This window comes from Streptomyces sp. GLSS-08 (genome assembly GCF_056387915.1).
In genome coordinates, this window is record NZ_JBWJAQ010000011.1 from 177464 (window position 1) to 203551 (window position 26088).

A 26088-nucleotide genomic window follows, 5' to 3' on the forward strand; every position below is an offset into this window, starting at 1 on the left:
AGCGACCCCTTACAGCTTCATCAGGCTGGCGTCGTCGACCGAGGCCGAGTGGCGGGAACGGAACAGCGACACGATGATCGCGAGCCCGACCACGACCTCCGCGGCGGCGACGACCATCGTGAAGAAGGCGATGATCTGGCCGTCGAGATTGCCGTGCAGCCGGGAGAAGGCGACGAACGCGAGGTTGCAGGCGTTGAGCATCAGCTCGACGCACATGAACACCACGATCGCGTTGCGCCTGATGAGCACGCCGGTGGCGCCGATCGTGAACAACAGGGCGGCGAGATACAGGTAGTTGACCGGGTTCACTTGGGCCCCTCCCCTGTCTTCGTGCGCTCCAGGCGCTCTTCGGCACGCTGCTCCAGGGCCTTCAGGTCGTTCAGCGCGTCGGTCGACACGTCCCGGATCTGGCCGCGGTCCCGCAGCGTCTTGTTGACCGTCAGCTCGGACGGGGTGCCGTCGGGCAGCAGGCCCGCGATGTCCACCGCGTTGTGCCGGGCGTAGACACCGGGCGCCGGCAGCGGCGGCAGGTGCTTGCCCGCGCGGACGCGCTCCTCGGACATCTCGCGCTGGGTCCTGGCCCGCTCGGTGCGCTCGCGGTGCGTGAGCACCATGGCGCCGATGGTGGCCGTGATGAGCAGCGCGCCGGTGATCTCGAAGGCGAACACGTACTTCGTGAAGATGAGGGAGGCGAGGCCTTCCACGTTGCCGTTCGCGTTGGCCTCGGCGAGGCCGTTGAAGTCCTTGACGGAGGCGTTCCCGATGCCCGCGAAGAGCAGGATGCCGAAGCCGAGGCCGCACATCAGGGCCAGCCAGCGCTGGCCCTTGATGGTCTCCTTCACAGAGTCCGCCGCGGTGACACCGACGAGCATGACCACGAAGAGGAACAGCATCATGATCGCGCCGGTGTAGACGACGATCTGCACGACGCCCAGGAAGTACGCCCCGTTGGCGAGGTAGAACACCGCCAGGATGATCATGGTCCCGGCGAGGCAGAGCGCGCTGTGCACGGCCTTCTTCATGAAGACGGTGCACAGGGCGCCGAGCACGGCGACGGTGCCCAGCACCCAGAACTGGAAGGCCTCTCCGGTGGAGGTGGAGTAGGCGGCGAGAGGCATCATGGGCGGATCACCTTCTCCGACGCCGGCTCGTCCGCGCCGAAGGTGGAGGCGGCCTCCTGCGGCACCTCGCCGCGGGAGACGGCCACCTGGCGCTCCGTACCGGGTGCGGCCTCGGTGACCAGTCCCCGGTAGTAGTCCTGCTCGTCCGTGCCGGGGAAGATCGAGTGCGGGCTGTCGACCATGCCCTCCTCGAGTCCGGCGAGCAGCTGCTCCTTGGTGTAGATGAGGTTGGCGCGGCTGCTGTCGGCCAGCTCGAACTCGTTCGTCATCGTCAGCGCGCGCGTGGGGCACGCCTCGATGCACAGGCCGCACAGGATGCAGCGGGCGTAGTTGATCTGGTAGACGCGGCCGTACCGCTCGCCCGGCGAGTAGCGCTCCTCGTCGGTGTTGTCGGCGCCTTCCACGTAGATGGCGTCGGCGGGGCAGGCCCAGGCGCACAGCTCGCAGCCGACGCACTTCTCCAGGCCGTCCGGATGGCGGTTGAGCTGGTGCCGGCCGTGGAACCGCGGAGCGGTGGTCTTCGGCTGCTCCGGATACTGCTCGGTCAGCCGCTTCTTGAACATGGCCTTGAACGTCACGCCGAAGCCGGCGACGGGGTTCTGGAAACCGGGTTTGGTCTCCTTCGGCTCCTCAGCCATCGGACCCCTCCTTTCCGTCACGAGTCCCGCCAAGTGATCCGTCACTCGCAGTATCGGACCCACCACTGACAATCAACTCCCGCTGGCGCGGGCGGCGCCGCGGAACCGGCGGCAGTTCCTGGCCGGGCAGCGGCGGCACGGGGAATCCGCCGGCCATCGGGTCGAAGGCGACGGGCTCGGCCTTCGCCTCCTGCTCCTCGGCGCCCCGGTCGCGGAAGACGTCCGCCACGAACGAGAGCAGCAGCAGGACAAGGACACCGCCGCCCACGTACAGGGCGATGTCGGCGAAGTCGTAGTTCTCGTTGCGCAGGGTCCGTACGGTCGCGACGAGCATCAGCCAGACCACGGAGACCGGGATCAGGACCTTCCAGCCGAGCTTCATCAGCTGGTCGTAGCGCACCCGCGGGAGGGTGCCGCGCAGCCAGATGAAGAAGAACAGCAGCAGCTGCACCTTCACCGTGAACCAGAGCATCGGCCACCAGCCGTGGTTGGCGCCCTCCCAGAAGGTGCTGACCGGCCAGGGGGCCCGCCAGCCGCCCAGGAACAGCGTCGCGGTGACGGCCGAGACCGTCACCATGTTCACGTACTCGGCGAGCATGAACATCGCGAACTTGATCGACGAGTACTCGGTGTTGAAGCCGCCGACCAGGTCGCCCTCGGACTCCGGCATGTCGAACGGGGCCCGGTTGGTCTCACCGATCATCGTCACGACGTAGATCACGAAGGAGACCGGCAGCAGCACGATGAACCAGCGGTCGTGCTGCTGTTCGACGATCGTCGACGTCGACATCGAACCGGAGTACAGGAAGACCGAGGCGAACGCGGCGCCCATGGCGATCTCGTACGAGATCATCTGGGCGCACGAACGCAGACCGCCGAGCAGCGGATACGTCGATCCCGAGGACCACCCCGCGAGCACGATCCCGTAGATGCCCACCGAGGCGACCGCGAGGATGTAGAGCATCGCGATCGGCAGGTCGGTGAGCTGCATCGTGGTGCGTTGGCCGAAGATCGAGATCTCGTTGCCCGCGGGCCCGAAGGGGATCACCGCGATCGCCATGAACGCCGGGATGGCGGCGACGACCGGCGCGAGGACGTAGACCACCTTGTCCGCGCGTTTGACGACGAGGTCTTCCTTGAGCATCAGCTTGATGCCGTCGGCGAGCGACTGGAGCATGCCCCAGGGGCCGTGCCGGTTGGGGCCGATGCGCAGCTGCATCCAGGCGACGACCTTGCGCTCCCACACGATGGAGAAGAGCACGGTGATCATCAGGAAGGCGAAGCAGAAGACCGCCTTGACGACGACCAGCCACCAGGGGTCGCGGCCGAACATCGACAGGTCTTCAGCGGCGAGGTACGGAGTCATGCCTCCACCTCCTTGGGGGCCTCGGCGGCGAGCGTCGCCGGGCCGATGTGGACGAGTGCGCCGGGCAGCGCCCCGGTGTCGGAGGCGACGCCCCCGCCGGTGGAGTTCAGCGGGAGCCAGACCACACGGTCGGGCATCTCGGTCATCCGCAGCGGGAGTTCCACGACTCCGGAGGGTCCGGTGACGGCGAGGAGGCCGCCCTCCGCGACGCCCGCCTCGGCGGCCGTCGCGGCCGACACACGCGCGTGTGCGGCGTGCCGGGTCCCGGCGAGCGCCTCGTCGCCCTCCTGGAGGCGGCCCAGGTCGAGCAGCAGCCGGTGGCCCGCGAGCACGGCCTCCCCGGCGGCGGGCCGCGGCAGCAGGGCCGCCGTCTCCAGCGGGTCGGTGGCCCGCGGCCCGTCCCAGGCGCCGAGCCGGTCCAGCTCGGCGCGCGCGGTGCGCAGGTCCGGCAGCCCGAGGTGGACGTCCATGGCGTCGGCCAGCATCTGCAGGACGCGCGCGTCGGTGGGCGCCAGCCGGCGGGTCATCTGGTCGGGCTTGAGCGCCGCCTCGAAGAGCCGGGCCCTGCCCTCCCAGTTGAGGAACGTGCCCGCCTTCTCGGCGACCGCCGCGACCGGCAGGACGACGTCCGCGTGGTCGGTGACCTCGCTCGGGCGCAGTTCGAGCGACACCAGGAAGCGCACCTCGGCGAGTGCCGCACGCGCGCGTACCGGGTCCGGGAGGTCGTTGACCTCGACGCCGGCCACCAGCAGGGCCTGCAGCTCACCGCCGGCCGCGGCGTCGACGATCTGCCCCGTGTCACGGCCATGGCGGTGCGGGAGCTCGGCGACGCCCCAGGCGGCCGCGACCTCGTCCCGCGCGCGCGGGTCGGTGGCCGGCCGGCCGCCCGGCAGCAGCGACGGCAGCGCGCCCGCCTCGATCGCGCCGCGCTCCCCGGCCCGGCGCGGGATCCACACCAGCCGGGCGCCGGTCGCGGCCGCGGCCCGGACGGCCGCGGTGAGGCCGCCCGCGACGGCGGCGAGCCGCTCGCCGACCGCGATGACCGCGCCCTCGGTGCGCAGCGCCTCGGCGGCCAGTGCGCCGTCGCCCTCGAGGCCGGAGCCGTCGGCGAGGGCGTCGAGCCACTCGGTCTCGGTGCCGGGCGCGGCGGGCAGCAGCGTGCCGCCCGCCTTCTCCAGGCCGCGGGTGGCGTGCGTGGCGAGCGCGAAGGTCCGCTGGCCGTGTCCCCGCCAGGCCTTGCGCAGCCGCAGGAAGACGCCGGGTGCCTCCTCCTCGGACTCGAAGCCCGCGAGCAGGACGGCGGGTGCCTTCTCCAGCGAGGTGTAGGTGACACCCGTGCCGTCGAGATCCCGCCCGCGTCCGGCGACGCGGGCCGCCAGGAAGTCGGCTTCCTCGCCGCTGTGCACGCGCGCGCGGAAGTCGATGTCGTTCGTGTCGAGGGCCACGCGCGCGAACTTGCTGTACGCGTAGGCGTCCTCGACGGTGAGCCGGCCGCCGGTCAGCACGCCGGCCCGGCCCCGGGCGGCCGACAGTCCGCGCGCCGCCGCCTCCAGCGCCTCCGGCCAGGACGCGGGCTCCAGCTCGCCGGAGGCGCCGCGCACCAGGGGGGTGGTGATGCGGTCGGGCCGCTGCGCGTACCGGAATCCGAACCGGCCCTTGTCGCAGATCCACTCCTCGTTGACCTCGGGGTCGTCGGCGGCCAGGCGCCGCATGACCTTGCCGCGCCGGTGGTCGGTGCGCGTCGCGCAGCCGCCGGAGCAGTGCTCGCACACGGACGGCGAGGAGATCAGGTCGAAGGGGCGGGAGCGGAAGCGGTAGGCGGCCGACGTCAGCGCGCCCACCGGGCAGATCTGGATCGTGTTCCCGGAGAAGTACGACTCGAAGGGGTCGCCGTCGCCGGTGCCGACCTGCTGGAGCGCGCCCCGCTCGATCAGCTCGATCATCGGGTCGCCCGCGATCTGGTTGGAGAAGCGGGTGCAGCGCGCGCACAGCACGCACCGCTCGCGGTCGAGCAGCACCTGGGTGGAGATCGGGACCGGCTTCTCGTACGTCCGCTTCCTGCCCTCGAAGCGGGACTCGGCCTGTCCGTGGGACATGGCCTGGTTCTGCAGCGGGCACTCGCCGCCCTTGTCGCAGACCGGGCAGTCCAGCGGGTGGTTGATGAGCAGCAGCTCCATCACCCCGTGCTGGGCCTTCTCGGCGACGGGCGAGGTGAGGTGCGTCTTGACGACCATCCCGTCGGTGCAGGTGATCGTGCAGGACGCCATGGGCTTGCGCTGGCCCTCTACCTCGACGATGCACTGGCGGCAGGCGCCGGCCGGGGCGAGGAGGGGGTGGTCGCAGAACCGGGGGATCTCGATGCCGAGCTGTTCGGCGGCCCGGATGACCAGGGTGCCCTTGGGCACGCTGATCTCCACGCCGTCGATGGTCAGGGAGACCAGGTCCTCCGGCGGGATCGCCGCCTCGCCGCCTCCGGAGGGAGCGCTGGTGGTCACTGTCATGCGTTCACCTCCGTGTGCTTGTCCGCCCAGGCGGTCGACTTGGCCGGGTCGAAGGGGCAGCCCCGGCCGGTGATGTGCTGCTCGTACTCCTCGCGGAAGTACTTGAGCGAGGAGAAGATCGGTGAGGCGGCGCCGTCGCCGAGGGCGCAGAAGGACTTGCCGTTGATGTTGTCGGCGATGTCGTTCAGCTTGTCGAGGTCGGACATGGCGCCCTTGCCGGCCTCGATGTCGCGCAGCAACTGCACGAGCCAGTACGTGCCCTCCCGGCACGGGGTGCACTTGCCGCAGGACTCATGGGCGTAGAACTCGGTCCAGCGGGTGACGGCCCGGACGACGCAGGTGGTCTCGTCGAAGCACTGGAGCGCCTTGGTGCCGAGCATGGAGCCGGCGGCGCCGACGCCCTCGTAGTCCAGTGGGACGTCGAGGTGCTCGTCGGTGAACATCGGGGTCGAGGAGCCGCCCGGTGTCCAGAACTTCAGCCGGTGTCCGGGGCGCATCCCGCCGCTCATGTCGAGGAGCTGGCGCAGGGTGATGCCGAGCGGCGCCTCGTACTGGCCGGGGCTCGCGACGTGGCCGCTGAGCGAGTACAGCGTGAAGCCCGGGGACTTCTCGCTGCCCATCGACCGGAACCACTCCTTGCCCTTGTGCAGGATGGCGGGAACCGACGCGATCGACTCGACGTTGTTCACGACGGTGGGGCACGCGTAGAGACCCGCGACGGCCGGGAAGGGGGGACGCAGTCGCGGCTGGCCGCGGCGGCCTTCGAGCGAGTCGAGCAGCGCGGTCTCCTCACCGCAGATGTACGCGCCCGCGCCCGCGTGGACGGTGAGTTCGAGGTCGAGTCCGCTGCCCAGGATGTTCTCGCCGAGGTACCCGGCGGCGTAGGCCTCGCGGACGGCCTCGTGCAGCCGCCGCAGCACGGGGACGACCTCGCCGCGCAGATAGATGAAGGCGTGCGAGGACCGGATCGCGTAGCAGGCGATGACGATGCCCTCGATGAGGCTGTGCGGGTTCGCGTACAGGAGCGGGATGTCCTTGCAGGTCCCCGGCTCCGACTCGTCGGCGTTGACGACCAGGTAGTGCGGCTTGCCGTCCCCCTGGGGGATGAACTGCCACTTCATCCCGGTGGGGAATCCGGCGCCGCCGCGGCCGCGCAGACCGGAGTCCTTGACGTACGCGATGAGGTCGTCCGGGGACATGGCGAGCGCCTTGCGCAGCCCCTCGTACCCGTCGTGCCGGCGGTAGACGTCCAGCGTCCAGGACTTCTCCTCGTCCCAGAAGGCCGACAGCACGGGGGCGAGGAGCTTCTCGGGGCTGCTCCCGCCGCCTGCCTCGGGCTGGGAGGTGCCTCCGTACTGAGTGGACAAGGTCATCACTCCCCCTCCTCGGCGACAGGACCCGCCGGGTGGGCCGGGTCGGAGGCCGACGTGTCCTGCGGCGCGTCGTGCGAGCTGAGGTGTTCGGACGGCGACGGCTCGTGCGGGGTTCCGTCCTGGGGTCCGCCGGATCCGCCGGAGCCCCGCGGGTGCACCACGCGGGCGGCGCCGGTCTCGCCCTTGGCCAGCCGCAGGCCGGTCAGTGACGCGGGGCCCGCGCTGCCGCCGGCCTCCACGGCGCCGTCCCGCTCGTCGGGGAAGCCCGCCAGGATCCGGGCGGTGTCCTTGAACGTGCAGAGGGGGGCGCCGCGGGTGGGCTCGACCTGTGCTCCGGTGCGCAGGTCGTCGACGAGGCGCTTGGCGGAGGCGACGGTCTGGTTGTCGAAGAACTCCCAGTTGACCATCACGACCGGGGCGAAGTCGCAGGCCGCGTTGCACTCGATGTGCTCCAGGGTGACCTTGCCGTCGTCGGTGGTCCCGCCGTTGCCGACGCCCAGGTGGTCCTGGAGGGCCTCGAAGATCGCGTCACCGCCCATCACCGCGCACAGGGTGTTGGTGCAGACGCCCACCTGGTAGTCGCCGCTCGGCTTGCGGCGGTACATGGAGTAGAAGGTGGCGACCGCGGTGACCTCGGCGGTGGTCAGGCCGAGCACGTCGGCGCAGAACCGCTGTCCGGTACGCGTGACGTGGCCCTCCTCCGACTGCACGAGGTGCAGCAGCGGCAGGAGCGCGGACCGGGAGTCCGGGTAGCGGGCGATGATCTCTCGCGCGTCGGTCTCGAGCCGGGCCCGGACGTCGTCCGGGTAGTCGGGCGCGGGCAGTTGCGGCATGCCCAGGCTGACGCCCTCGGGAGTGGTGGTCACCGGTCGACGCCTCCCATCACGGGGTCGATGGACGCGACGGCGACGATGACGTCGGCGACCTGGCCGCCCTCGCACATCGCCGCCATGGCCTGGAGGTTGGTGAAGGACGGGTCGCGGTAGTGGACCCGGTAGGGGCGGGTGCCTCCGTCGGACACGGCGTGCACGCCCAGCTCGCCCCTGGGCGACTCGACGGCCGCGTACGTCTGTCCCGGCGGGACGCGGAAGCCCTCGGTCACCAGCTTGAAGTGGTGGATGAGGGCCTCCATGGAGGTGCCCATGATCTTCTTGATGTGGTCGAGCGAGTTGCCGAGACCGTCGGGGCCGAGCGCGAGCTGGGCGGGCCAGGCGATCTTCTTGTCGGCGACCATGACCGGGCCGGGCTGGAGCCGGTCCAGGCACTGCTCGACGATCCGCAGGGACTGGCGCATCTCCTCGAGGCGGATCAGGAACCGCCCGTAGGAGTCGCAGGTGTCGGCGGTCGGGACCTCGAAGTCGTAGGTCTCGTAGCCGCAGTACGGCTGGGCCTTGCGCTGGTCGTGCGGCAGGCCCGCCGAGCGCAGCACCGGGCCGGTGACGCCGAGGGCCATGCAGCCGGCCAGGTCGAGATAGCCGACGTCCTGCATACGGGCCTTGAAGATGGGGTTCCCGGTGGCGAGCTTGTCGTACTCGGGAAGGTTCCTGTGCATCTTCTTCACGAACTCACGGATCTGGTCCACCGCGCCGGGCGGCAGGTCCTGGGCGAGTCCGCCGGGGCGGATGTACGCGTGGTTCATCCGCAGGCCGGTGATCAGCTCGTAGATGTCGAGGATGAGTTCGCGGTCACGGAAGCCGTAGATCATGATCGTGGTCGCGCCCAGCTCCATGCCGCCGGTGGCGATGCACACCAGGTGGGAGGAGATCCGGTTCAGCTCCATCAGGAGCACCCGGATGACCGAGGCGCGGTCGGGGATCTGGTCCTCGATGCCGAGGAGCTTCTCGACCGCCAGGCAGTACGCCGTCTCGTTGAAGAACGGCGTCAGGTAGTCCATGCGCGTCACGAACGTGGTGCCCTGCGTCCACGTCCGGTACTCGAGGTTCTTCTCGATGCCGGTGTGCAGGTAGCCGATGCCGCAGCGGGCCTCGGTGACCGTCTCGCCGTCGATCTCCAGGATGAGCCGGAGCACGCCGTGCGTGGAGGGGTGCTGCGGCCCCATGTTGACGATGATGCGCTCGTCGTCGGACTTGGCCGCGGCCCGGGCGATCTCGTCCCAGTCCCCGCCGGTGACCGTGTAGACGGTCCCCTCGGTGGTTTCGCGGGGGGAGGCGGCTGATGCCCCGGAAGGGGTCTGCGTGCTCACGAGTACGACCTCCGCTGGTCCGGAGCCGGGATCTGGGCGCCCTTGTACTCGACGGGGATGCCGCCGAGGGGATAGTCCTTGCGCTGCGGGAAGCCCGGCCAGTCGTCCGGCATCATGATCCGCGTCAGCGCCGGGTGACCGTCGAAGACCAGCCCGAAGAAGTCGTACGTCTCGCGCTCGTGCCAGTCGTTCGTCGGGTAGACGGAGACCAGCGAGGGGACGTGCGGATCGGCGTCCGGGGCGCTGACTTCGAGGCGGATCAGCCGGTTGTGGGTGATCGAGCGCAGGTGGTAGACGGCGTGCAGCTCGCGGCCCTTGTCCTCGGGGTAGTGCACGCCACAGACGCCGGTGCACAGCTCGAAGCGCAGGGCCGGGTCGTCGCGCAGGGTCCGGGCCACGCGCAGCAGGTGCTCGCGCTCGATGTGGAAGGTCAGCTCACCCCGGTCGACGACCGTGCTGCCGATCGCGTTCTCGGGGACGAGTCCCTGTTCCTCCAGGGCGCCCTCCAGCTCGTCGGCGACCTCGTCGAACCAGCCGCCGTAGGGGCGGGTGGCCGGGCCGGGCAGCCGGATCGAGCGGACCAGCCCGCCGTAGCCGGAGGTGTCGCCGCCGTTGTTCGCGCCGAACATGCCGCGCTGGACGCGGATCTCCTCGCCCTGGTCGCCGCGCTGACCGGGCAGGTTGGACGCGCCGAGGTCCTTCTCCGGGTTCACGCCGTTGCCGGCGCCGTTCGCGTCGCTCACCTCAGCAGGCCCTTCATCTCGATGGTGGGAAGCGCCTTCAGTGCCGCTTCCTCCGCCTCGCGGGCCGCCTCCTCGGCGTTCACGCCGAGCTTGGAGGTCTGGATCTTCTGGTGGAGCTTGAGGATCGCGTCCATCAGCATCTCGGGCCGCGGCGGGCAGCCGGGCAGATAGATGTCGACCGGGACGATGTGGTCGACGCCCTGCACGATGGCGTAGTTGTTGAACATGCCGCCCGACGAGGCGCAGACCCCCATGGAGATCACCCACTTCGGGTTCGGCATCTGGTCGTAGACCTGCCGCAGCACCGGCGCCATCTTCTGGCTGACCCGTCCGGCGACGATCATCAGGTCGGCCTGGCGCGGTGATCCGCGGAAGACCTCCATGCCGAAGCGGGCCAGGTCGTAGCGGCCCGCGCCGGTCGTCATCATCTCGATGGCGCAGCAGGCGAGTCCGAACGTGGCCGGGAAGACGGACGACTTGCGCACCCAGCCCGCGGCCTGCTCGACGGTGGTCAGCAGGAAGCCGCTCGGCAGCTTTTCTTCGAGTCCCATGGCTTAAGGCCCCTCAGTCCCATTCCAAGCCGCCGCGCCGCCATACGTACGCGTACGCGACAAAGACGGTGAGCACGAAGAGCAGCATCTCCACGAGCCCGAAAACACCCAGGGCGTCGAAGGTGACGGCCCAGGGGTAGAGGAAGACGATCTCGATGTCGAAGACGATGAAGAGCATCGCCGTCAGGTAGTACTTGATGGGGAAGCGCCCGCCGCCGGCCGGCGTGGGGGTCGGCTCGATGCCGCACTCGTATGCCTCGAGCTTGGCGCGGTTGTACCGCTTCGGACCGATCAGCGTGGCCATGACCACGGAGAAGATCGCAAAGCCTGCCCCGAGGGCTCCCAGTACGAGGATGGGCGCATACGCGTTCACCGCTCCTCGCTCCTCTCAGTCGGCACTGACTGCTGGCGGTTGCGTCGGACGAGCCTCCCGCCCCACCTGTCCCACGAACCCCGTGCGTCCCGACGAAGATCGCGTACATGTGAAGCAGGTCACAAGCCCAACTGCCCCGCATCTTATGCCTGCCGGTCTGTGATCTGCGACACGGGGGTCACCAAGTACTTTGTGATCTCCACCACCAGGCGAAGGATCATGAAGTCGGATGAGCGGTGATCTTCGTACGCGAAGCAGTCGAGTGATCACCAAGAGGTGACATTTTCACTCGTCACCGCTGGTCGGAGCGTTGGCGCATTATCAAGCCACGGGCGTGGCGGGCAAATTGGCGCTGGACCAGATCCCTTGATAAAGGGGCCCGTTCACACATCAGGGGGACCGGGGCGGACGGATGTGGACACGTGCACCCGTTCACGAGCCGGAGGCCGTCGCGACTCCCGCGCGGGACGCGCTCGCCGAGGCCGCCGTTCCGTGACGTGCGCCACACCGGGGCAGGCTCCGAAAAAGCGGGGCTTGGCCACTGGCCTCAACCAGTGGTAGGCGCGGGGCAATTCGGGCGTAATTCGGATAACCCATGATCACAGCTGTGATCAACTTCGCCCACAATGCCCGTTACGGCGTCAATAGGCGGCGACGCGCCCGAGATTCGGGCTCCCATTGAACAACTGTGGCGCACCACACGTTTCTTGAAGGTATGGAGGAGCCCCTGGTACCGGTTGTACCCATGTCCCACACCGCTCACATACGCAGCCACCGGAAGCCCCGCCGCAACGCGTCGAGTCTCGCGATGCGCGCCGGAGTTGCCGGTGGCGTTCTCAGCACCCTGGCCGTGGCCGGGGCGTCGGGTGCGGCGCAGGCCGCCGAGCCCGTGACGCAGACCCTCGAACTGCCGACCCTGACGGCCGATCTGGCCACCCAGGTCGCGCAGTCCGCGGACGCCACCCAGCAGGCCGCGGCGAACTACGAGCTGCAGGCGGAGCGCGACGCGGCCGCAGCCAAGGCGGCCAAGCAGGCCAAGGCCGACCTGGCCGAGGCCAAGAAGAAGGCGGAGGCCAGGAAGAAGGCGGAGGCCGAGCGCAAGGCCGCCGCCACCCAGGCGGCCTCGCGGTCGTCCCAGCGCACCACCCTCGCGGCGCCCGCGACCGCGGACGCCCCCGTTCCGGCGGCCAGTGGCAGTGTCGGCACGGTCATCGCCTTCCTGAAGGCGCAGGTCGGTGACGCCTACGTCATGGGCGGCACCGGCCCCAACGCCTGGGACTGCTCCGGGCTCGTCCAGGCCGCGTTCAAGCAGGTCGGCGTCGACCTGCCGCGCGTCTCGGAGGCCCAGTCGACCGCAGGTACGCCCGTCCCGCTCTCCAGCGTGCAGGTGGGGGACATCCTGTACTGGGGTTCGGCCGGCTCGGCGTACCACGTCGGCGTGTACATCGGCAACGGCCAGTACCTGGACGCCGCCAACCCCTCCAAGGGCGTGGTGATCCAGGACCTTTCGGGCTACCCGGCCACCGGAGCGGTGCGGGTGCTGTAACCCGATCACGCGTGCGCCGAGGGCCACCTTCCGGGCGGGAGGGTGGCCCTCGCGCGCGTCCGCCCCGCCCGGCACAGCCGCCTCATGGGCCTCAGACGGCCCTCAGCGGGCCCTCAGCCGCTCCCGGAGCCGACGAAGGGGACGGGTGCCCTCCCGGGCGTACACCGTCCCCTGGGCCCTGTGGGCGGCCCGCGCCCGCAGCCGCCCCGGCTCAGCCCTGCGTCACGCCTTCGGCGCGACCTTCGACAGGCCGTTGATGATCCGGTCCATCGCGTCGCCGCCCGTCGGGTCGGTGAGGTTGGCCAGCATCTTGAGCGTGAACTTCATCAGCATCGGGTGGCTGAGGCCGCGCTGGGTCGCGATCTTCATGACCTTCGGGTTGCCGATGAGCTTCACGAAGGCGCGGCCCAGGGTGTAGTAGCCGCCGTAGGTGTCCTTCAGGACGCGCGGGTAGCGCTGGAGCGCCAGTTCGCGCTGGGCCGGGGTCGACCGCGCGTGCGCCTGGACGATGACGTCGGCGGCGATCTGGCCGGACTCCATGGCGTAGGCGATGCCCTCGCCGTTGAACGGGTTCACCAGGCCGCCCGCGTCACCGACGAGCAGCAGGCCCTTGGTGTAGTGGGGCTGGCGGTTGAAGGCCATGGGGAGGGCGGCGCCGCGGATCGGGCCGGTCATGTTCTCCGGGGTGTAGCCCCAGTCCTCCGGCATCGAGGCGCACCACGCCTTCAGGACCTCGCGCCAGTCCAGCTCCTTGAAGGAGTCGGAGGTGTTCAGGACGCCGAGGCCGACATTGGAGGTGCCGTCGCCCATGCCGAAGATCCAGCCGTAGCCCGGCAGCAGGCGGTCCTCGGCGCCCCGGCGGTCCCACAGCTCCAGCCAGGACTCCAGGTAGTCGTCCTCGTGCCGGGGGCTGGTGAAGTACGTACGGACGGCGACGCCCATCGGGCGGTCCTCGCGGCGGTGCAGGCCCATCGCGAGGGACAGCCGGGTGGAGTTGCCGTCGGCCGCGACGACCAGCGGTGCGTGGAAGGTGACCTCGCGCTTCTCCTCGCCGAGCCTGGCGTGCACGCCCGTGATGCGGCCCGTGCGGTCGTCGAGGACCGGGGCACCGACGTTGCAGCGCTCGTACAGCCGCGCTCCCGCCTTCTGCGCCTGCCGGGCCAGCTGCTCGTCGAAGTCGTCCCGCTTGCGGACGAGTCCGTAGTCGGGGAAGGAGGCGAGATCCGGCCAGTCGAGCTGGAGCCGGACCCCGCCGCCGATGATGCGGAGGCCCTTGTTCCGCAGCCAGCCGGCTTCTTCCGAGATGTCGATGCCCATCGACACGAGCTGCTTGGTGGCACGCGGGGTCAGACCGTCACCGCACACCTTCTCCCGCGGGAACGCGGTCTTCTCGAGCAGCAGGACGTCGAGTCCGGCCTTCGCCAGGTGGTACGCCGTCGCGGAACCGGCTGGCCCGGCCCCGACGACGATGACATCGGCGGTGTTTTCGGAGAGGGGCTCGGTCACGGCGGGTTCTCCCCAAGGTTCGGAATCTGCGTGCTGACGGGCATGGGACATGGGCAGTCTATGCAGCGGTACTGATCACCCGGATGAAGGGCTGCCCCCCGTGAACCGAGCTCTCCCCGCAGTGCAGCTGCGCGTGCCCACCGACGAGGACGCCTTCGCCTGGCACCGGATCTTCGCCGACCCGGAGGTGATGGAGTTCCACGGAGGCGGAGCGGCCGAACTGTCGGTGTACGAGGAGCTCACCGCGCGGCAGCGCCGGCACGACGCCGAACACGGCTTCTGTCTGTGGACGGTGACCGGCGCCGACGGCGAGGTGCTCGGCTTCACCGGCGCCCAGCCGTGGCCGCACCCGTGGGGACCGGCGGGGGAGATCGAGATCGGCTGGCGGCTCGGCCGGCGGCACTGGGGGCAGGGGTACGTCACCGCCGCGGCGCGCACCACGCTCGACCGGCTGCGCGCGGCGGGCGTACCGGGCGTGGTCGCCCTGGTCCACGCCCGCAACGAGCGGTCCATCGCGGTGACCGGCCGCCTGGGCATGGAACTCGCCGAGCGGTTCACGACCCCGCGCTCGCGGCAGGAGGCCCACTGCTACCGGCTGGCCCTGTGACGGTCACCGTGCGGTGACCGCCACCGCACGGTGCGCGAACGGGACGGACCGGGCGTCCCGTTCGCGGCGACGCTCAGGCGAGTTCCCAGGACTCGAGGGCGACCTGGAAGGTCTTGGCGAGGTCGCCCTCCCACAGCTCGTCGTGGCCGACGATCATGATCGCGTACTCCGTGCCGTCGTCGGCGACGTAGCCCTGGTCCTTCGCGTGGACCGTCCGGCCGGACTCGTCCGTGTACGTGTACTCCCAGACCGCGCCCGCGCGCCCCTGGAAGGTGTTCCGCTCCAGCTTGATCCGGTGGTAGCCGGTGTCCTTCCGCTTCGCCGTCTTCTCCAGGGTCACGAAGTTGTCGTACGAGGTGTAACCGGCGTTCGCGATCACGCCGACCTGGAGGTGCTCGATGCCGGTCGATCCCGCGTACGTCACCTGCGTGCCGTTCTTGACGCCCTCGCGTGCCCACACGTCCGGGACGGCGAAGGAGAAGCCCATCGGGTCGGCCAGCCGGTGGTAGCCGTCCGGGAGTCCGGAGGCCGCCGCGGCCCCTTCCGTGGGTCCACCGGACGGCTCCGGGTCGCCGGTGACCCCAGGGGACGGAGTGCGGCCGTCGGCCGTCGGTGAGGATGCGGGCGTGGGCGTCGCCCTGCTCCGTGCCTTGTTCGACGTGCCGTCCGACTCCATGTCCTGCCAGGCCAGCACTCCGGCCGCGGCCCCGCCCCCGACGGCGAACGCGGCCACGAGCGTGACCACCCAGACGATCGCCCGGCTCCGGGGCTTCGCGGTGACGGCCGGGGCGGCGGGGCTGTACGCGGGCGCGAGGGCGGGGGCGTACGGCGGTGCGGGGACGGGGGACGAGTCCGGAGCGTGCGGAGGGGCGGCGGGAGCGTGCGCGGGGGCGGCCGGTGCCTCGTGTCCGAGCCGCACGGTGTGGGGGTCGCCGGCGGCGGACGCGTGCGGCCGGGGAGCCGGATGTCCGGCGGGGGTGTTCGGCATAGGCGGGACCGGCGGTGCGATCACCGCCGTCCGCGCCCCGGCCAGCTGGAGGAGGTATGGCGCGAGAAGCGCCGCGGCGAAGATCCACAGCAGCCCGAGGAGCAGCGCGTCAGGGACGCTCACCCCGATGCCGAAGCTGCCGGTGAGGGCGTCCCCGGAGCCGGAGCCGAACCCGTGGCCGGACCCCTCGGACGGGCCGCCCGCCACCTCGAAACGAAAGCCGCCGGTCCCGGCCAGCAGCAGGAACAGCCCGAAGAAGATCCCCGCCGCCAGCAGCCGCTCGCGCCGGTCGGCCGAGCGCCGTGCGGCCGACAGCCCCAGGGTGAGCGCGCAGACCAGGCCGAGGGCCAGCGCGCCCACGACCGCCCAGGAGTCGGCGGCGTCGCCGAGTTCGGAGAGGCCGAAGGCCTGGTGCTCGTACCCGCCGCCGTAGGGCGTGCTTCCGCGGGCCTCCACCTCGACGGGTGCGCCCCAGGACAGGCCGAGGGCCAGCACCGCCAGGTTGGGCAGCAGGAGCAGCACGATCAGGAAGGGCGACACTCCGGAAGCGTCCAGGTCGGAGGTGTCACCGCGATCGTCGCCCAGCGCGTAGCAGACGAGGACGACGAGGGCGCAGAGCACCAGGACGACGGCGAGCGCACGCAGCGCGGTGCCCGTCGCCCGTACGCAGGCCCGCGCGCCCGGCCGGGCGGCGAGCCACTGGCTCAGACCGTCGCGGTGCAGCACCCCGCAGGCGACGGCGAGGCCGAGCAGCAGCGCGCCGAGCGCGGCGAGCCACGGCGAGGTCGAGATCTCGACCTCGTCCGCGACGGTCGGCTGCGCGAACAGCCCCGTCACGAACACGGCGCCGGTCATCAGCAGCGCGACCCGCACGGCCGCTTCGAGGCCCGCGGTCGTGCCGTGCGGTGCCCGCGGGGCCGACCGGGTGCGCAGCATCCGTACGCCGGCGTAGCACGCGGCGATCCACAGCGCGGTGACGGTCAGCGGGATCAGCGACAGCTGTCCGCCGCCGCCGAACTCGGAGGCGAAGCCGCCGCCGTCCCCTCCCCCGAACACCGAGTCGGACGCCTCCTTCACCTCGAAGCCGCCGCCGAGCGCCTGGAGCAGCACCGCCAGGGCGATCCGCATCCGGTCGGCGAAGCCGACGACCACCTCGTCGTCCTGCCCGTAGGACGGGATCGCCAGCGCCACGGCCGTGACCAGCAGCAGTCCGACCGGCCAGAGCGCGGCCTTCGCGGCCCCGGCCCAGTCGCCCCGGAAGGTGCGGCCGAGGAAGGCGCCGAAGGGGGACGGCCCGGCGGGCACGGGCGCGTGGACGGGCGGGGGCGGCGGCCCCGGCGGCAGGGCTCCCGGCGGCGGAGTGCCGGGCGCGGTCACCGGCGCCGGGGCGGGCGGGGCGGGCGGCGGCTGCGGGGGCCTTCCCGGCAGGGCCGGTTGCCCCGGTGCGGCGCCGGGGGCGGCCGGGCCCTCCGGAGCCGATGGGACCTCGGCGGCGGGCGCCGGGACCCGTTCCCGGCCGCACGTCATGCAGAAGCGCGCCTCGTCGGGGGCGGGGGCTCCGCAGTGCGGGCAGTACGACGCCATGGGAACGCTCCGTCAATGAGAGAACTCGTGCCGTGACCGGACGAAGTCAGGCGTAAGGAACGGACACGAGTTTCCCATTGACCGGTTCCGGACAACGCCCCCTTCGTACGGGTGAATTGGCGCGCTGCCGGCCGGCCGGGCGTGTCAGCCCTGCTTGCGGCCCCGGTGCAGGGCCACGACGCCGCCGGTCAGGTTCCGCCAGGCGACCTTCGACCAGCCAGCCTTCTGCAGGCGTTCGGCGAGGGCGGGCTGGTCGGGCCAGGCGCGGATGGACTCGGCGAGATAGACGTACGCGTCGGGGTTGGAGGACACCGAGCGGGCGACCGGCGGCAGCGCCCGCATCAGGTACTCGGTGTACACCGTCCGGAAGGGCGCCCAGGTGGGATGCGAGAACTCGCAGATCACGACCCGGCCGCCGGGCTTGGTGACCCGGTACAGCTCGCTCAGTGCCGCGTCCGTGTCCTGCACGTTGCGCAGCCCGAAGGAGATCGTCACCGCGTCGAAGGTGTCGTCCTTGAAGGGCAGCTTCGTCGCGTCGCCCGCCGTCAGCGGCAGCCAGGGATTGCGCCGCTTGCCGACCTGGAGCATGCCGAGCGAGAAGTCGCAGGGCACCACGTAGGCGCCGGTGCGGGCGAAGGGGAGGGAGGAGGTGGCGGTGCCGGCGGCCAGGTCCAGGATCTTCTGGGCGGGCCGGGCGTCGACCGCCTTCGCGACCTCCTTGCGCCAGAGCCGGGCCTGGCCGAGTGACAGCACGTCGTTCGTCAGGTCGTACCGTTCCGCCACGTCGTCGAACATCGAGGCGACTTCGTGCGGCTGCTTGTCCAGGGATGCGCGGGTCACGGTCCCATTGTGGCAGTACGGGCCGGGCTCGTGCCGGGCGCCCGGCCCCGTACACCGGTCAAGAGGCCGCCGCTCAGGGCAGCAGCTTCGGTTTCTTCTTCGCCGCCATGTCCTCCACCCACCCCGCGAGCGGGAGCGCGATCCAGACCAGCACCCAGCCGACGGCGAACATGAACCACTGGCTCTGAAGCGGCAGATACGCCTCGAAGGCGGGCACCTTCCAGAACTGGTCGATCAGCGGGACCGCCAGCACCAGCGCGATCTCGTGCCAGAGATAGATCGTCACCGCCCGCCCGTTGAAGACCGTCACGATCCGGTCGAGCCGCCTGAACCGGGCGAGCCGGGCGAAGTCGACGCCGTAGTACGCCTTGAAGTACATCAGCAGGGTCACGAACCCGGCCGACCAGAAGGCCTGGGCGAGCGGGATGTCGTCCAGGTCGTACGTACCGGTCTCCGCCTGGTGCGCGAGGGCGTACCAGCCGCCGTACACCAGGGCGGCCAGTGACAGCAGGACCACCGCGGCCGGTTTCAGCCGCTGGAGGACGCCCTCGCGGTGCGCGAAGCCGCACAGCCAGCAGAACGAATAGGTGGCGAGGTCCGTCAGCGCGGCGCCGAACCGGTCGCCCGGCGGCTGCCAGGCGTACTGGAACACGACGATCGGCGCGAGGGACAGGAGCAGCACCGCGACGGGCGCCGTGCGGAAGATCCGCAGCAGCACCGGCGACAGGAGGACGAACCAGAGGTACGTGCGCAGGTACCAGAGGATCTCCCAGGCCTGCTGCCCCCAGGCGTTGCCCGGCGGGTCGCCGAGGGGTACCACCCAGAACACGATCTGCCAGCCCGGCATCCAGCCGTGGACGAGCATCGCCACCACGACGAACGCGCCCCAGAACCAGAACGGCGGCAGCAGCCGTCGCACCCGGCTCCTGACGACCTGGAGCGCGGGCCGTTCCAGGGACTTGGCCATCAGGGTGCCGGCGAGCGCGAACATCACGCCCATGGACGGGAACACCATGCCCGCCCAGGCCCAGCCGAAGGTGTGGTACGTCACGACGCGGACCAGCGCGACGGCCCGCAGCGTGTCGAAGTACCGGTCCCGGCCGCCGGCCGCCGCCGGTCCGGACCCCCGGTTCTCCGCGGGCGGGGCCGCGACCGGGCCGGGCTCCGGCGGCGCGGTGGCCGGCGCGGACGTCGGCTCCCCGGGAGCGGGATGCCCCGGGTACCCCGGCTCCTGCGGGTACTCCCAAGGCCGCTGCGCGTACGCATCCGGCGGCTCGGGGTGCGCGTACGGCTCGGGCGGCTCGGGCGGCTCGGGCGGCGCGTACTGATCCGGCGGCACAGGCGGCGCGTACGGCTCGGGCGGCGCGAACTGATCCGGCGGTGCGGGCTGCGCGTACGGCTCGGGCGGCGCGTACTGATCCGGCGGCACAGGCGGCGCGTACGGCTGCGGCGGCGCGTACGGCCCGGGCTGCGGGTACCCGTGGTCGTACCCGTGGCCCTGCTGCTCCGGGCCCCAGCTCATCGGCCCGCTCCCGTCGGGGTGCCGACCTCACCGGTGCGCTTGAGCTTCTGCCAGCGGAGGCGGCCGCCGGTGAGGGCCGTGACGCAGGAGTGGATCAGGACCAGGTACATCATCTGGCGGTACGCGAGCTGCTGGAGGGGCAGCATCGCGAGGTAGCGGTACTTCTCCCGGTCCAGCCGGAACGCGTACGCCGCGCAGACGAGCTGGACGGCGAGGACGGCCAGCCAGGCGAGCAGCGCCGCCCAGAAGTCCACGAAGAGCATCGAGTAGACGGTGAACACGTCGATGAGCGGGGCGAAGACCGGCGTGAAGACCTGGAAGAGCACGACCAGCGGCATGCCCACGCGGCCGAAGCGGCCCGAAGGCCCCTTGTCCGTCAGGGACTTGCGGTGCTTCCACAGCGCCTGCATGGTGCCGTAGCTCCAGCGGTAGCGCTGGCTCCACAGCTGCTTGAGCGAGCCGGGCGCCTCCGTCCACGCCCTGGCGTGCTCCTGGTAGACGACCCGCCGGCCCGCCCGGTGCATCGCGATGGTGATGTCGGTGTCCTCGGCGAGCGTGTCCTCGCTCATGCCGCCGACCTCCAGCACCGCGTCCCTGCGGAACGCGCCGATCGCGCCAGGGATGGTGGGCATGCAGCGCAGCAGGTCGTACATACGGCGGTCGAGGTTGAAGCCCATCACGTACTCGATGTGCTGCCAGGCGCCGATCAGGGTGTCGCGGTTGCCGACCTTGGCGTTGCCGGCGACGGCGCCGATCTCCGGGTCGGCGAACGGCTGCACGAGCTGGTGCACGGCGTCCGGTTCGAAGACGGTGTCGCCGTCCATCATCACGACGATGTCGTGACGGGCGTTGCGCACACCGTTGTTGAGCGCGGCCGGCTTGCCCGCGTTCTCCTGCCGGATGACGCGGACGTTCGGCATGCCGAGCGACTCGGCGATCTCGGAGGTGTTGTCGGTCGAGCCGTCGTCGACGACGACGATCTCGATCGGATGGGTGCTTCTCGCCAGTGATTTCAGGGTGTTGGCGATGCATTCCTTCTCGTTGTAGGCGGGCACGATCACGGTCACCGGCCGGGTGACCGCAGGACCCCAGCTGAACTTCCCGCCCCTGCCGCGTTTCCTGTTGCGCTGCCTGTGATGGCGGCGGGCGAGGACGAGCATCATTCCGAAACGTCCCAGGACGGCGACGCCCACGACGGCCAGGAACCAGGCGAGGCCGGGCACCACCCACTCGGCCACCGCGACCGCCGCGACGAGGGCCCTGCCCTCGTAGAGCACGGCGCCGGAGGCCGTGCGGTGGGCCGCCTGTTCCGCGTTCGCGGCGGCCGTTTCGCCCGCGCCCGGGTTCTGCTGCCCCTGCGGAGCGCCGGACGGCTGCGGTCCGGTCCCGGCCGCGCCGGTCTGCCCGGTGTCCTTCTGCGCGTTCTGCCGGGCGAGTTCGGCCCGGGCGCCGCTGACCGTGGTGAAGGTGTAGCCCTTCGCCTTCATCTTCTTGATGTACGTGTCCAGCGCCTCGACCGTCTGCGCGCGGTCGCCGCCCGCGTCGTGCATGAGGACGACGGCGCCCTTGTTCTTCTTCGGCGTCGCCCACTGGACGATCTTCGAGACGCCCGGCTTCTTCCAGTCGTCGCTGTCGGTGTCGACGAAGACGCTGGTGTAGCCCAGGCCGCCGACCTCCTTGTAGACGGGCCAGCTGTAGTTGTCGACGGCGTTGATCTCCGAGGAGTACGGGGCGCGGAACAGGGTCGTGGTGATCCCGGCCGCGCCCGCCAGCGCGAGCTGCGTCTGCTGGAGCTCGCGCCGGAGCCGGGCGGTGCTCTGGTAGGAGAGGTCGACGTGGGTGAAGGTGTGGATGCCGACCTCGTTGCCCTGGTCGACGAGGTCGTCCACGACACCCGGGTAGCGGGTGACCATCGAGCCGACCACGAAGAAGGTGCCCTCGACGTCGTTGTCCTGCAGCACCTTCAGAATCTCGGGCGTCCAGGTCGGGGTAGGGCCGTCGTCGAAGGTGAGCGCGATGGTCTTCTCCGGCATCGACCGGGTCGTCGCCCTGCCGCCGTCGAAGGTGAGCAGGGGTCCGCCGTCGAGGATCTTCTGGGGGACCTTGTCGTAGGCCGCGCCGTCGCGCACCCGTGCGTCGTTGCCGATCTCGGAGCGCAGATAGCCGTCGAGCAGCATCACGCTGATGAGGCCCAGCAGGATCAGCAGGGCGAGGATCACGCGGGGTTTCTGGAGGGCCGCGGCCTTGCCGGCCGCCCGCTCCATCCTGGTGGGGGCGCGTCGGCGACCGCGCGAGGACGTCGTCGTAGTCATGAGGGTGGGTGTGTTCCGTCAGTTGGCGCCGGTGGAGGCGGACACGGAGGGGGACGGGGACGCGCCGGTGGCGGTGGGCGTAGCCCCGCCGGGCAGCGCGGGCGGGGTGCCGAGGCCGCCCTCGGGGCGGGCGCCGCCGGGGCCGGAGTTCCGGGTGCCGGCCGGGCCGCCGCCGAAGGGCAGCAGCGAGGACGGGGTCAGCGAGGTGCCCCAGCCCATGAAGGCCATGCCGAGCACGACCGCGTACCCGAGACAGACGACACCGACGAGCATGCCGATCCGGCGCAGCAGGCGTGCTCTGCGCCCGGAGCTGTCAACGAACACGGGGCCCTCGGCGGGCCCGTCGCCGCTCTTGCGGCGGCGGGCGCGCGAGGAAGTGCGGTTTTCGATGGCGGACTCGGATTGCATTCCCCGGACATTAGAACTTCTCCATGTGCCGAGAACTCGGTTTCTCATGTGAGGACCCCATGAGAACGCGCCGACCCTGTCCTTTCCCTGAGAGAATTCCGGCCCGCCCGTCGCACGAACCGCCACCGCTTGTGGGACGTTCGTCCCGAATTCGTGACCGATTGGCCCGATTCGTGAACCGCAAGGCCGTCGTGTCTGTGGATCCGCTGTATTCAGGATTCACGACCCGGTGTGCCACATTCCTCCGCGGGAAGTCAATTCAGTTCCCCTTCCGAGACGGACATCACGAGAGCGGGTGCACGGGCAATGCGGAGTTTCCTGAAGCGGGGTGCCGGACTCGTCTGTCTGGCGGCACTGGCCTGCGCCGGCTGTTCCTCGGGCGGGGACGGCACGCCGGACGCGCCGCCGGGAGCCGGCACGCCGACGGCCTCCTCCACCGCGCGGGCACGGACGTCGGGCACCGCCTACGAGCCGTACGTGAGCGCCACGACCGCCGCGGCCGGCCTGGACACCGCCGGCTCACCGTCGGCGTACAACCTGGCGTTCGTGATCTCCGACGGCAGCGACTGCACGCCGAGGTGGAACGGGACGCACGCCCTCGGCGACTCGGCGGTGAAGTCCCGCATATCCGCCCTCACGGACACCGGTGCGGCGGTCCGCGTCTCCTTCGGCGGCGCCTCCGGCAAGGAGCTGGCGGCCACCTGCGACAGCGCCTCCGGACTGGCCAGGGCCTACGGCGCCGCGCTGGACGCGGCGGGGGCGACCCGGGCCGACTTCGACATCGAGGGCGACGAGCTGACGGACTCCGCCTCGGTCACCCTGCGCTCCGAGGCCATCGCACTGCTCCAGAAGGAACGCACCGGCCTGGAGGTCTCCTTCACCCTGCCGGTGATGCCCTCCGGCCTGGACGCCGACGCGCTGGCGCTCCTGGAGTCCGCGAACGACCACGCCGTGAAGGTCTCCAGCGTCAACATCATGACGATGAATTACGGCAGCTCGTACGCCGGTGACATGGGCGACTACGCCAGGACGTCGGCCGAGGCCGCGCACGACCAGCTGGCGGACGTCTTCGGTCTCTCGTCGACAGCGGCCTGGCAGGGACTCGCGCTCACCTCGATGATCGGCGTCAACGACGTCGACAACGAGACGTTCACCCTCGCCGACGCGGCCGAGGTCCGCTCGTTCGCCGAGAGGAAGGGCGTCGCCTGGGTGTCCATGTGGTCCACCTTCCGCGACCGGAGCTGCGAGGACGGCGACTCGGCGTCCGACGACGCGGCCACCGACTGCAGTGGCGTGAAACAGAGTTCGGGCGCCTTCGCCGAGGCCTTCACCGGCTGAGCGGGCGGTGCGGGCCGTGCGGGCCGTGCGGGCGGTGCCGGCGGCACCGCTCAGCGGCGCCGGTGGACCAGGCGGCCCGCGCAGACGGTGGCCACGCAGACGCCGTCCGGGGTGAACACGGCCAGGTCGGCCCGTCCGCTCTCGCGGACGGTGCCGGGCCGCGCGTGCGGGAGCACGACGACGTCGTTGCGGGCCGCCGCGGCACGCAGGTCCGCGCTGTCGGCGTACTCCGCGAGGACCGCGGTGCCGCCCGACTTCAGCACCGCGTGGATCCGCTCACGGGGCGAGGGCGCCTCGGGCAGCGGGCCCTCGTGCACGAGCGCAGGCCCGAGCCCCCCGGGCCACCGCCGCACACGCGCCCCAGGGAAGCGCTCCAGCAGCTCCCCGAGCGGACCCGCCCCGGCGACGCGGTCACCCTCGACGGCGACCGCGCCGTCCTGCACGGGCTCCGCGTCCGGGCCGGTGCGCAGCTCGTCCGCGGCGTGGATCGTCAGCACCGGCGCGTCAGTTGGAGGCGAGCAGCTTCAGCTCGGGGTGAGCCGTGCCGCCCTCGATCGCGGTGGACGAGATGTGCGAGACGACGCGCTCGTCGACGGGGTCGTCCGCCGGGTCGTCGTGCACCACGATGTGCTCGTACGTCGTGGTCCGCTGCGCCGGGACGCGGTCCGCCCTGCGGATCAGGTCGATGATCTCCATGCGGTTGGAGCGGTGCCTGGCACCGGCGGAGGAGACCACGTTCTCCTCCAGCATGATCGAGCCGAGGTCGTCGGCGCCGTAGTGCAGCGACAGCTGGCCGACCTCCTTGCCGGTGGTGAGCCAGGAGCCCTGGATGTGCGCGACGTTGTCGAGGAACAGCCGGGCGATGGCGATCATCCGCAGGTACTCGAAGAGCGTGGCCTGCGTCTGGCCCTTCAGGTGGTTGTTCTCGGGCTGGTAGGTGTACGGGATGAACGCGCGGAAGCCGCCGGTGCGGTCCTGCACGTCACGGATCATCCGCAGGTGCTCGATGCGCTCGGCGTTCGTCTCGCCCGTGCCCATGAGCATGGTGGAGGTGGACTCGACGCCCAGGTTGTGGGCGGTCTCCATGATCTCCAGCCAGCGCTCGCCGCTCTCCTTCAGCGGGGCGATGGCCTTGCGCGGGCGCGCCGGGAGCAGCTCCGCGCCGGCGCCCGCGAAGGAGTCCAGCCCGGCGGCGTGGATGCGCTGGATGGCCTCCTCCACCGACACCTTGGAGATGCGGGCCATGTGCTCGACCTCGGAGGCGCCGAGGGAGTGGATGACCAGCTGCGGGAACGCCTGCTTGATCGCGCCGAAGTGCTTCTCGTAGTACTCGACGCCGTAGTCCGGGTGGTGCCCGCCCTGGAACATGATCTGCGTGCCGCCGAGCTCGACCGTCTCCGCGCAGCGGCGCAGGATGTCGTCGAGGTCGCGCGTCCAGCCCTTGGCGGTGTCCTTGGGGGCCGCGTAGAACGCGCAGAACCTGCACGCCGTGACGCACACGTTCGTGTAGTTGATGTTGCGTTCGATGATGTACGTCGCGATGTGCTCGGTGCCCGCGTACCGGCGGCGGCGCACCGCGTCGGCGGCGGCGCCCAGCGCGTGCAGCGGGGCGTCGCGGTAGAGGTCGAGTGCCTCTTCGGGAGTGATCCGCCCACCCTCGGCGGCACGGTCGAGGACGGACTGGAGGTCGGCCTTCTCGGTCACCGGGTGTGTCCCTTTCATAAGGGTGTGGACAGACCCGACCACCCTACGCCAGCCCCCTCGGGAGCCCGACGTCAGGCCGCGTACGCCCCGATCAGCAGGCCCACGAAGGCTCCCGCGATCAGGAACGGGCCGAAGGGCATCGACGTCCTGCGTCCGGCGCGCCGCACGACCACGAGCGCCAGCCCGTACAGCCCCCCGAACAGGAACCCGGCGAACGTCCCGAGGAACAGCACGCTCCACCCGTACCAGCCGAGCACGGCGCCGAGTCCCAGCGCGAGCTTCACGTCCCCGAACCCCATGCCCTGGGGGCTGATGAGGAAGAGCACGAAGTACGCGCCGCCGAGCGCGAGCGAGCCAGACAGCGCGGTCGGCCAGTCGCCCGCGTGCCCGGGTGCCAGGGCGGCCCCGCCGAGCAGGGCGAGGGCGGCGCCCGCGAGCGGCAGGGTGAGCGCGTCGGGCAGCCGCTGCACCCGGAAGTCCACGACGGCCAGCAGCACGGCGAGGGGGGCGAGGAGCAGCCAGACGACGAGTTCCGGCCGGATCCCGGTGGCCGGCGCGAGAGCGGCGCAGACGAGGGCGGTGGCGAGGCAGACTGCGGGGGTGCCGGGCCCGTACCGGTCGCCTTCCGCGCAGCGCGCCCGGCCGAACCAGCCGCCCGCGGCACCGGTGATCGCGTGTCCGGCGGGGCAGCGGTCCCGCCGGGGCTCGTCCGGGTCGACGGCGAGACGGTAGGCGGCCCTCGGCACCAGCAGCCCGGCGGCCGCACCCCACCCGGCGGCGACGGCGGTCAGCACCCCCACGTCGAGATCCACGCACACACCCTACGCAGGCGGGCCGCCCGGCGGCAGTGAGAAGGTGTTCGCC

23 protein-coding genes are annotated in these 26088 nt (G+C 71.1%); 3 read left to right on the forward strand and 20 right to left on the reverse strand.

What is annotated here, in order from left to right; all coding sequences use genetic code 11:
• Positions 1–9 precede the first annotated feature (9 nt).
• The 11 genes from nuoK to AC0ZLC_RS21250 are packed head-to-tail and all read right to left on the reverse strand — an operon-like array spanning position 10 to position 10869.
• Positions 10–309, reverse strand: a complete 300-nt coding sequence (nuoK, locus tag AC0ZLC_RS21200; RefSeq protein WP_006133113.1) for an NADH-quinone oxidoreductase subunit NuoK — start codon at positions 307–309, stop codon at positions 10–12.
• Positions 306–1121: an NADH-quinone oxidoreductase subunit J gene (locus tag AC0ZLC_RS21205; protein ID WP_476753521.1), complete on the reverse strand. Its 816-nt coding sequence runs from the start codon at positions 1119–1121 to the stop codon at positions 306–308. Before AC0ZLC_RS21205 ends, nuoK begins: the two co-directional genes overlap by 4 nt.
• The gene (gene nuoI, locus AC0ZLC_RS21210; protein ID WP_476753522.1) at positions 1118–1759 is read right to left on the reverse strand and encodes an NADH-quinone oxidoreductase subunit NuoI; all 642 of its coding nucleotides are present in this window, start codon (positions 1757–1759) and stop codon (positions 1118–1120) included. Before nuoI ends, AC0ZLC_RS21205 begins: the two co-directional genes overlap by 4 nt.
• On the reverse strand, positions 1752–3125 hold the full coding sequence (gene nuoH / locus AC0ZLC_RS21215) for an NADH-quinone oxidoreductase subunit NuoH (RefSeq protein ID WP_476753523.1): 1374 nt from the start codon (positions 3123–3125) through the stop codon (positions 1752–1754). Before nuoH ends, nuoI begins: the two co-directional genes overlap by 8 nt.
• Complete coding sequence (locus tag AC0ZLC_RS21220) at positions 3122–5626, reverse strand: NADH-quinone oxidoreductase subunit G (protein ID WP_476753524.1); 2505 nt, start codon at positions 5624–5626, stop codon at positions 3122–3124. The genes nuoH and AC0ZLC_RS21220 overlap by 4 nt, the downstream gene beginning before the upstream one ends.
• Positions 5623–6999: an NADH-quinone oxidoreductase subunit NuoF gene (nuoF, locus tag AC0ZLC_RS21225; RefSeq protein WP_358850963.1), complete on the reverse strand. Its 1377-nt coding sequence runs from the start codon at positions 6997–6999 to the stop codon at positions 5623–5625. The genes AC0ZLC_RS21220 and nuoF overlap by 4 nt, the downstream gene beginning before the upstream one ends.
• A complete protein-coding gene (gene nuoE, locus AC0ZLC_RS21230) occupies positions 6999–7832 on the reverse strand; it encodes an NADH-quinone oxidoreductase subunit NuoE (RefSeq protein ID WP_476753601.1) in 834 nt (277 codons plus the stop codon). Before nuoE ends, nuoF begins: the two co-directional genes overlap by 1 nt.
• A gap of 29 nt (positions 7833–7861) precedes the next feature.
• The gene (locus AC0ZLC_RS21235) at positions 7862–9202 is read right to left on the reverse strand and encodes an NADH-quinone oxidoreductase subunit D (RefSeq protein ID WP_476753525.1); all 1341 of its coding nucleotides are present in this window, start codon (positions 9200–9202) and stop codon (positions 7862–7864) included.
• Positions 9199–9945: an NADH-quinone oxidoreductase subunit C gene (locus tag AC0ZLC_RS21240; protein WP_476753526.1), complete on the reverse strand. Its 747-nt coding sequence runs from the start codon at positions 9943–9945 to the stop codon at positions 9199–9201. The genes AC0ZLC_RS21235 and AC0ZLC_RS21240 overlap by 4 nt, the downstream gene beginning before the upstream one ends.
• On the reverse strand, positions 9942–10496 hold the full coding sequence (locus AC0ZLC_RS21245; RefSeq protein WP_010041554.1) for a NuoB/complex I 20 kDa subunit family protein: 555 nt from the start codon (positions 10494–10496) through the stop codon (positions 9942–9944). The genes AC0ZLC_RS21240 and AC0ZLC_RS21245 overlap by 4 nt, the downstream gene beginning before the upstream one ends.
• A gap of 13 nt (positions 10497–10509) precedes the next feature.
• On the reverse strand, positions 10510–10869 hold the full coding sequence (locus AC0ZLC_RS21250; RefSeq protein WP_007383963.1) for an NADH-quinone oxidoreductase subunit A: 360 nt from the start codon (positions 10867–10869) through the stop codon (positions 10510–10512).
• Positions 10870–11584: 715 nt separating this feature from the next.
• On the opposite strand from AC0ZLC_RS21250, the gene AC0ZLC_RS21255 reads away from it, so the two are divergent.
• Entirely contained in the window at positions 11585–12415 is an 831-nt protein-coding gene (locus tag AC0ZLC_RS21255) for a C40 family peptidase (RefSeq protein ID WP_476753527.1), read from the forward strand.
• 222 nt (positions 12416–12637) lie between these two features.
• Here AC0ZLC_RS21255 and AC0ZLC_RS21260 read toward each other — a convergent pair whose 3' ends face one another.
• Positions 12638–13972 carry a geranylgeranyl reductase family protein gene (locus tag AC0ZLC_RS21260; protein WP_476753528.1) on the reverse strand — a complete coding sequence of 445 codons (1335 nt, stop codon included), beginning with the start codon at positions 13970–13972 and terminating at the stop codon, positions 12638–12640.
• Between the two features lie 49 nt (positions 13973–14021).
• On the opposite strand from AC0ZLC_RS21260, the gene AC0ZLC_RS21265 reads away from it, so the two are divergent.
• Positions 14022–14528 carry a GNAT family N-acetyltransferase gene (locus tag AC0ZLC_RS21265; RefSeq protein ID WP_476753529.1) on the forward strand — a complete coding sequence of 169 codons (507 nt, stop codon included), beginning with the start codon at positions 14022–14024 and terminating at the stop codon, positions 14526–14528.
• A gap of 73 nt (positions 14529–14601) precedes the next feature.
• Here the strand turns inward: AC0ZLC_RS21265 and AC0ZLC_RS21270 are convergent, their stop codons facing one another.
• The 5 genes from AC0ZLC_RS21270 to AC0ZLC_RS21290 form a co-directional block, all read right to left on the reverse strand.
• On the reverse strand, positions 14602–17100 hold the full coding sequence (locus tag AC0ZLC_RS21270; protein ID WP_476753530.1) for a zinc ribbon domain-containing protein: 2499 nt from the start codon (positions 17098–17100) through the stop codon (positions 14602–14604).
• A gap of 144 nt (positions 17101–17244) precedes the next feature.
• On the reverse strand, positions 17245–17940 hold the full coding sequence (locus AC0ZLC_RS21275; protein ID WP_358850971.1) for a demethylmenaquinone methyltransferase: 696 nt from the start codon (positions 17938–17940) through the stop codon (positions 17245–17247).
• A 73-nt stretch (positions 17941–18013) separates the two neighbouring features.
• The gene (locus AC0ZLC_RS21280) at positions 18014–19462 is read right to left on the reverse strand and encodes an acyltransferase family protein (RefSeq protein ID WP_476753531.1); all 1449 of its coding nucleotides are present in this window, start codon (positions 19460–19462) and stop codon (positions 18014–18016) included.
• Entirely contained in the window at positions 19459–21774 is a 2316-nt protein-coding gene (locus AC0ZLC_RS21285) for a bifunctional polysaccharide deacetylase/glycosyltransferase family 2 protein (protein WP_476753532.1), read from the reverse strand. Before AC0ZLC_RS21285 ends, AC0ZLC_RS21280 begins: the two co-directional genes overlap by 4 nt.
• An 18-nt stretch (positions 21775–21792) precedes the next feature.
• Positions 21793–22182, reverse strand: coding sequence for a hypothetical protein (locus tag AC0ZLC_RS21290; protein ID WP_476753533.1), 390 nt, complete (start codon positions 22180–22182; stop codon positions 21793–21795).
• 306 nt (positions 22183–22488) lie between these two features.
• On the opposite strand from AC0ZLC_RS21290, the gene AC0ZLC_RS21295 reads away from it, so the two are divergent.
• Positions 22489–23520 (forward strand): chitinase, encoded by a 1032-nt coding sequence (locus AC0ZLC_RS21295; RefSeq protein ID WP_476753534.1) that lies wholly within the window; start codon positions 22489–22491, stop codon positions 23518–23520.
• A 50-nt stretch (positions 23521–23570) separates the two neighbouring features.
• Here the strand turns inward: AC0ZLC_RS21295 and AC0ZLC_RS21300 are convergent, their stop codons facing one another.
• The 3 genes from AC0ZLC_RS21300 to AC0ZLC_RS21310 form a co-directional block, all read right to left on the reverse strand.
• Positions 23571–24017 (reverse strand): imidazolonepropionase-like domain-containing protein, encoded by a 447-nt coding sequence (locus AC0ZLC_RS21300; protein WP_476753535.1) that lies wholly within the window; start codon positions 24015–24017, stop codon positions 23571–23573.
• A gap of 7 nt (positions 24018–24024) precedes the next feature.
• Positions 24025–25224: a cyclic dehypoxanthinyl futalosine synthase gene (gene mqnC / locus AC0ZLC_RS21305; RefSeq protein ID WP_476753536.1), complete on the reverse strand. Its 1200-nt coding sequence runs from the start codon at positions 25222–25224 to the stop codon at positions 24025–24027.
• A 71-nt stretch (positions 25225–25295) separates the two neighbouring features.
• Positions 25296–26036: a prepilin peptidase gene (locus AC0ZLC_RS21310; RefSeq protein WP_476753537.1), complete on the reverse strand. Its 741-nt coding sequence runs from the start codon at positions 26034–26036 to the stop codon at positions 25296–25298.
• Between the last annotated feature and the right edge of the window lie 52 nt (positions 26037–26088).

Excerpts from the sequence above, each read along its gene's own strand:
- AC0ZLC_RS21280 (WP_476753531.1), bottom strand. The coding sequence starts at position 19,462 with ATGAGCTGGGGCCCGGAGCAGCAGGGCCACGGGTACGACCACGGGTAC.
- AC0ZLC_RS21220 (WP_476753524.1), bottom strand. The coding sequence starts at position 5,626 with ATGACAGTGACCACCAGCGCTCCCTCCGGAGGCGGCGAGGCGGCGATC.
- nuoH (WP_476753523.1), bottom strand. The coding sequence starts at position 3,125 with ATGACTCCGTACCTCGCCGCTGAAGACCTGTCGATGTTCGGCCGCGAC.
- AC0ZLC_RS21245 (WP_010041554.1), bottom strand. The coding sequence starts at position 10,496 with ATGGGACTCGAAGAAAAGCTGCCGAGCGGCTTCCTGCTGACCACCGTC.
- nuoF (WP_358850963.1), bottom strand. The coding sequence starts at position 6,999 with ATGACCTTGTCCACTCAGTACGGAGGCACCTCCCAGCCCGAGGCAGGC.
- AC0ZLC_RS21205 (WP_476753521.1), bottom strand. The coding sequence starts at position 1,121 with ATGATGCCTCTCGCCGCCTACTCCACCTCCACCGGAGAGGCCTTCCAG.
- nuoE (WP_476753601.1), bottom strand. The coding sequence starts at position 7,832 with ATGCCGCAACTGCCCGCGCCCGACTACCCGGACGACGTCCGGGCCCGG.
- AC0ZLC_RS21285 (WP_476753532.1), bottom strand. The coding sequence starts at position 21,774 with ATGACTACGACGACGTCCTCGCGCGGTCGCCGACGCGCCCCCACCAGG.
- AC0ZLC_RS21260 (WP_476753528.1), bottom strand. The coding sequence starts at position 13,972 with ATGTCCCATGCCCGTCAGCACGCAGATTCCGAACCTTGGGGAGAACCC.
- AC0ZLC_RS21290 (WP_476753533.1), bottom strand. The coding sequence starts at position 22,182 with ATGCAATCCGAGTCCGCCATCGAAAACCGCACTTCCTCGCGCGCCCGC.
- AC0ZLC_RS21295 (WP_476753534.1), top strand. The coding sequence starts at position 22,489 with ATGCGGAGTTTCCTGAAGCGGGGTGCCGGACTCGTCTGTCTGGCGGCA.
- AC0ZLC_RS21270 (WP_476753530.1), bottom strand. The coding sequence starts at position 17,100 with ATGGCGTCGTACTGCCCGCACTGCGGAGCCCCCGCCCCCGACGAGGCG.
- nuoI (WP_476753522.1), bottom strand. The coding sequence starts at position 1,759 with ATGGCTGAGGAGCCGAAGGAGACCAAACCCGGTTTCCAGAACCCCGTC.
- AC0ZLC_RS21255 (WP_476753527.1), top strand. The coding sequence starts at position 11,585 with ATGGAGGAGCCCCTGGTACCGGTTGTACCCATGTCCCACACCGCTCAC.